This is a genomic window from Bradyrhizobium sp. 23, from assembly GCF_023073295.1.
GTDB lineage: Bacteria > Pseudomonadota > Alphaproteobacteria > Rhizobiales > Xanthobacteraceae > Bradyrhizobium > Bradyrhizobium canariense_D.
The window spans coordinates 46975-52555 of sequence record NZ_JADPJF010000088.1 but is presented as its reverse complement, the minus strand read 5'-3'; the positions used below and the strand labels follow the sequence as shown (position 1 = coordinate 52555).

Sequence of the window (5581 nt, the reverse complement as noted above, 5' to 3'; positions counted from 1 at the left end):
TGTCGTGCGGGAATACGGCGCGGACCGCGTCGTAGACCTCCAGCGGGAAGCGCATGCGGTTCTCGAGCGAGCCGCCATATTCGTCGGTGCGCCTGTTCGAGATCGGCGACAGGAATTGATGCAGGAGATAGCCGTGCGCGCCGTGCAGCTCGACCGCGTCAATGCCGATGCGATCGGCGCGCTTGGCGGCATCGACGAAGGCCTCGCGGATGCGCTTGAGGCCGGCGGCATCGAGCGCCAGCGGCGCGGCCTCGCCCTCCTTGTGCGGCAGCGCCGACGGCGCCACGGTCTGCCAGCCGCCCGCGTCCTGCGGAATCAGCTGGCCGCCGTCCCAGGGCCGCGCGCTGCTGGCTTTGCGGCCGGCATGCGCGAGCTGCATTGCGACGGCGGTCGAGGAATGTTTCCGCACCGAGGTGAGGATCTGCTTCAGCGCGGCCTCGGCGGCATCGCTGTAGAGCCCGAGGCAGCCCGGCGTGATGCGGCCGATCGCCTCGACATGGGTCGCCTCGATGCAGAACATCGCGGCGCCGGACAGGCTGAGATTGTTGATGTGGGTGAAGTGCCAGTCGGTGGGGACGCCGTCCTCGGCCGAATATTGGCACATCGGCGACACCACGATGCGGTTCTTCAAAGTCAGGCCGCGCAGCTTGATCGGGGAAAACAGGGCGCTCATGCGGGGGAGTTCCGGGATGGGGGGCAGGGAGATGGAGAGAGTGTAGTGGGCGATGCGCCGATTGCCAGCCGCGCGGGGGGCATGGCGGCTCGCGGGGGATGCATTGCGGCCGCGCCGCCCTACTCCACCAGCGCGAACTGCAGCAGCAGGGTGCGCTGGAGCATCGAGAAATTGTCGTCCGACACCAATGTCAGCACGGTCTCGCCGTCAGCCGTGACGTGGGCGTCGATGCCTTCCATGTTGTCGATCTCGTGGCCGAGATCGGCCTTGAACAGCACGGGGCCGTCGACCAATGCGCCCGGCGCGATCGATTTCAGGGGGATCGCGCGGATGCGGATATCGACGCCGGTGAACCAGGAGAATTTGCGTTCGAGGATCAGGAGATCGCCCGAGGGCAGCAGCACCGCGTCGCTGATGAGCTGCTGGTCGGTGCGGCGAATGCTGAACTGGCCGGGTGTGGGGCCGCCGAGCAAAAATCCGATCAGATTGCCGTCGGCATCGAAGCCGCCCTCCGACAGCGCGATCAAGGTGCCCGCGAGCGGCTGCCCCTTTGGAACGAACACCAGCGCCTCGAGCCCCTTGTTGTAGGGCAGTTTGCGCACCGCCGGCGGGGTCGGCAGCACCTCGCCGCGCGCGCGTGTGCCGCCCTTCGCAAAATCGAACCGCATGATCTGGTTGACGCGCTCGAGCCCGACATAGACGAGGTCGCCGTCACGCGCGAGCGACTCGGTGTCGTACCACAGCCGCTTCTCCGTGATCGGCCGCCCCTCCGCATTGAGCACCGGCGCGGCCTCGACGTCGCCGAGGCCGGTCATGATCCGCCCGGAATAACGGATGCGACCGGTGAACCAGGTGCCCTGGTCGGAGATCGCGAGGAAGCGCTCGCCTTTGCTGTCGAGAAAGCGGAAGCCGGACAGGCCGCCGAAGCCGCGATGCGGCGAGGTCAGCACCAGGCCGCCGCGATAGTCCAGCGAACCGAACCGCGTGCGCGCGCGGTCGCGCGGCTCGAAATTCGGGATCGGCCGCGCGTTGACCTCGATGCCAACGGGCGCGGCGACGGCGTGCTCGATCAGCGCCGGCTTCGGCGCCGGCTGTGCCTGCGCCAGGCGAGACAGTGCGAGAGTGGAAAATCCCGCCGCCGCGTGGCCGATAAAGCTGCGGCGGGACCGATGGTTGCTCACGAATGCAGTTTGCGTCGCGGGCGGTTGGCCGGCTGCGTGGGCGCGGTGTTGGTCTCGCTGAACAGTTCGGCGAGTTTTTCGGTGATGGCGCCGCCGAGCTCTTCGGCGTCCACGATCGTCACCGCGCGGCGATAATAGCGCGTCACGTCATGGCCGATGCCGATCGCGATCAGCTCGACCGGCGAGCGGGTCTCGATCTCCTCGATGATGTGGCGCAGGTGCCGCTCGAGATAGTTGCCGGGATTGACCGACAGCGTGGAATCGTCGACCGGCGCGCCGTCCGAGATCATCATCAGGATCTTGCGCTGTTCGGGCCGGCCGAGCAGGCGCTTGTGCGCCCAGTCGAGCGCCTCGCCGTCGATGTTCTCCTTCAACAGCCCTTCGCGCATCATCAGGCCGAGGTTTTTCCGCGCACGACGCCAGGGGGCGTCCGCCGACTTGTAGATGATGTGGCGGAGATCGTTGAGGCGGCCGGGGCTGGCCGGCTTGCCGGCGGCAAGCCACGCCTCGCGCGATTGCCCGCCCTTCCAGGCGCGCGTGGTGAAGCCGAGAATCTCGACCTTGACGCCGCAACGCTCCAGCGTGCGGGCGAGGATGTCGGCGCAAGTCGCCGCGACCGTGATCGGCCGCCCGCGCATCGAGCCGGAATTGTCGAGCAGCAGCGTCACCACGGTATCGCGGAACGTCGCCTCCTTCTCGTGCATGAAGGACAGCGGGTGATAGGGATCGGTCACCACGCGCGACAGCCGCGCGGGGTCGAGAATGCCCTCTTCGAGATCGAATTCCCAGGCGCGGTTCTGCTGCGCCATCAAGCGCCTCTGCAGCCGGTTGGCGAGACGGGCGACGATGCCCTGCAGATGCGCGAGCTGCTTGTCGAGATAGGCGCGCAGCCGCTCCAGCTCGTCATGGTCGCAGAGGTCTTCGGCGGCGATGACCTCGTCGAACTTCGGCGCGAAGGCGTGATATTCCGGCCCGCGCGGCTCGTTCTTGCCGTGCGAATTCGGCCGCGTCGCCTCGCCCGGCGTCTCGTCGTCGCCGAGCTCGCCGTCGTCGAAGGTGTCGGAGGTCGAGGCCTGCGCGCTTTCCATCGCGCTCTCGCTCATCTCCTCGCTCGACGCCTGGGCCTGATCGGCGCTCATCTCCTGCGCGGCGTCGGAATCGGGCGAACCCTCGGCGCCGGACTGATCGTTGTCGCCGTCCTGGTTCTCGTCGTTCTCGTCATTGTCTTCGCTGTCGGCGCTGCGCTCGTCGCCGATCTCGAGCGCCGTCAGCAGATCATGCACGGCATCGCCGAACCTGGTCTGGTCCTCGACCACGGTATCGAGCCGGTCGAGCCGCCTGCCGATCTTGTCTTCGAGAATAGGGCGCCAGAGATCGACCATCTTCTTGGCGGCCGTCGGCGGCGCCATGCCGGTCAGGCGCTCGCGCACCAGCATTGCCAGCGCGTCGGCGAGCGGCGCGTCGGCGCGATCGGTGATCTCGTCGAACTTGCCGCGATGGAAATGGTCGTCGAGCATCGCGGTGAGGTTTTTCGCAACGCCCGCCATGCGCCGCGCGCCGATCGCCTCGACACGGGCCTGCTCCACCGCCTCGAACACGCCGCGCGCCTGCGGATTGCCCGGCATCAGCTTGCGATGCACCTTCGGATCGTGACAGGCGAGCTTGAGCGCGATGGAATCGGCGTGGCCGCGCACGATGGCGGCATCACGCCTGGTCATCTTTCGCGCGGGCTCGGGCAGCCGCGCCTTGCCCGGCGCGAGCCCGGGACGCTCGGCGGCGAAGCTGACGTCGAGCTCGGGCGCCTTGGCGATCGCCTTCAGGCAGGAGGCCACCGAGCGCTTGAACGGCTCGGTCGGGGCTTCCTTGGTGTTGCGGAATTTGGAGTTGGAGGTGGTGCTCATCTCGCCCTTACCCGTCGTCCCCGCGAAGGCCGGGACCCATAACCGCCGGCAATCATTGCGTCAGGAGAAATTAGCAGCGTCGCTTCACAGAGAGACCTCGCGGTATGGGTCCCGGCCCCCGTGCGCAATTGCGCACTCGGCCGGGACGACACACCGAGAGCGATCAGCTGAGCGCCACGTTCACCGACGATTCCGGCAGCTCCGCGTTGAAGCAGCGCTGGTAGAACTCGGCGACGAGGGGACGTTCGAGCTCGTCGCATTTGTTGAGGAAGGTGACCCGGAACGCAAAGCCGATGTCGCTGAAGATGTCGGCGTTCTCCGCCCAGGTGATCACCGTGCGCGGGCTCATCACCGTCGACAGATCGCCATTGGCGAAGGCGTTGCGGGTGAGGTCGGCGAGGCGAACCATCTTGTTGACGATGTCGCGGCCCTCCGTGGTGCGATAGTGCTTGGCCTTGGCCAGCACGATCTCCACTTCCTCGTCATGGCTGAGATAGTTCAACGTGGTGACGATCGACCAGCGGTCCATCTGACCCTGGTTGATCTGCTGGGTGCCGTGATAGAGGCCCGAGGTGTCGCCGAGGCCGACGGTGTTGGCGGTCGAGAACATGCGGAATGCCGGATGCGGCTTGATCACCTTGTTCTGGTCGAGCAGCGTCAGCCGGCCGGAGACTTCCAGCACGCGCTGGATCACGAACATCACGTCCGGGCGGCCGGCGTCGTATTCGTCGAACACCAGCGCGACGTTATGCTGGAGCGCCCAGGGCAGGATGCCGTCGCGGAATTCGGTGACCTGCTTGCCGTCGCGGACCACGATCGAGTCCTTGCCGACGAGGTCGATACGGCTGATGTGGCTGTCGAGGTTGACGCGCACGCAGGGCCAGTTCAGTCGCGCAGCGACCTGCTCGATATGGGTGGATTTGCCGGTGCCGTGATAGCCCGTGACCATGACGCGGCGGTTGTGGGCGAAGCCGGCGAGAATGGCGAGCGTGGTGGCGCGGTCGAAGCGGTAATCGGAATCGACTTCGGGGACGTGAGGATCGACTTCGGAATAGGCGGGGACTTCGAGATCGCTGTCGATCCCGAACACCTGGCGCACCGACACCTTCATGTCGGGCAAACCGGAAACTTCCTCAACTTTGGACATCGCGGCGGTCGTCATCAATCCTCCGAGGTCCCGGGCGATCCCGAGACCAGTTATTGCACGTTGGCTGCGGCTGGGTGCTGTTGCGAACCTATCAGAGACAACGGGCGGGCAGAAGCCCGCCCCCCGATCAAAGTTCCGTTGTCTTTTCATTTAGATAGGCAAGGAACGCGATTTTTGGAAGGCTGCCCTGCGAATCACGCCTGAATTTCGTGCCGAAGGCACCGTCCTGCCGACGCGGGTGGCACTTTTACCGCCGCTCATTACTTATGTAGGGTCTGAATATAGGGTCCGAACCCCAAGGCCCAATCCCACCGCAGAGACGATGTGACGTCCTTTCTCGATCCCCTCATTTCATTCGTCTCGGCCCATGCGTGGCTGGCCTATCTGACCCTGTTTCTGGCGGCCCTGCTCGAGGCGGTTCCGGTGGTGGGGTCGGTCATCCCCGGCTCGACGATCATCCTGGCGCTGAGCGCCCTGGTCCCGGGCGGCGAGCTCAAGCTGCAATGGGTGTTGCTGGCGGCGGCGCTCGGCGCAGTGCTCGGCGATGGTTCGGCCTACTGGATCGGACACCGGCAACAACGGGAGATCCTCAACACCTGGCCGCTGACCAATTATCCGCGTGTGGTCGAACAGAGCGAGAATTTCTTCCACCGCTTCGGCACCTGGGCGGTGTTCTTCG

At 66.0% G+C, this 5581-nt stretch carries 4 protein-coding genes and 1 pseudogene; 1 reads left to right on the top strand and 4 read right to left on the bottom strand.

The window, feature by feature from the left end:
• From IVB32_RS21140 to cobS, 4 genes and pseudogenes are all read right to left on the bottom strand, one after another.
• Window positions 1-673: pseudogene (locus IVB32_RS21140) on the bottom strand (oxidoreductase); the annotation flags it as partial.
• Window positions 674-792: 119 nt separating this feature from the next.
• Window positions 793-1854, bottom strand: a complete 1062-nt coding sequence (locus IVB32_RS21135; RefSeq protein WP_018452935.1) for an esterase-like activity of phytase family protein — start codon at window positions 1852-1854, stop codon at window positions 793-795.
• The gene (gene cobT / locus IVB32_RS21130) at window positions 1851-3755 is read right to left on the bottom strand and encodes a cobaltochelatase subunit CobT (protein ID WP_018452934.1); all 1905 of its coding nucleotides are present in this window, start codon (window positions 3753-3755) and stop codon (window positions 1851-1853) included. Before cobT ends, IVB32_RS21135 begins: the two co-directional genes overlap by 4 nt.
• Window positions 3756-3918: 163 nt before the next feature.
• Entirely contained in the window at window positions 3919-4917 is a 999-nt protein-coding gene (cobS, locus tag IVB32_RS21125) for a cobaltochelatase subunit CobS (protein ID WP_018452933.1), read from the bottom strand.
• A gap of 309 nt (window positions 4918-5226) precedes the next feature.
• Here cobS and IVB32_RS21120 point away from each other — a divergent pair.
• A partial coding sequence (locus IVB32_RS21120) for a VTT domain-containing protein (protein WP_346731106.1) occupies window positions 5227-5581 on the top strand: 355 nt, incomplete at its 3' end.

What these genes read in the sequence shown, in the direction of transcription:
- cobT (WP_018452934.1), bottom strand. Translation starts at nt 3,755, where the DNA reads ATGAGCACCACCTCCAACTCCAAATTCCGCAACACCAAGGAAGCCCCG.
- cobS (WP_018452933.1), bottom strand. Translation starts at nt 4,917, where the DNA reads ATGACGACCGCCGCGATGTCCAAAGTTGAGGAAGTTTCCGGTTTGCCC.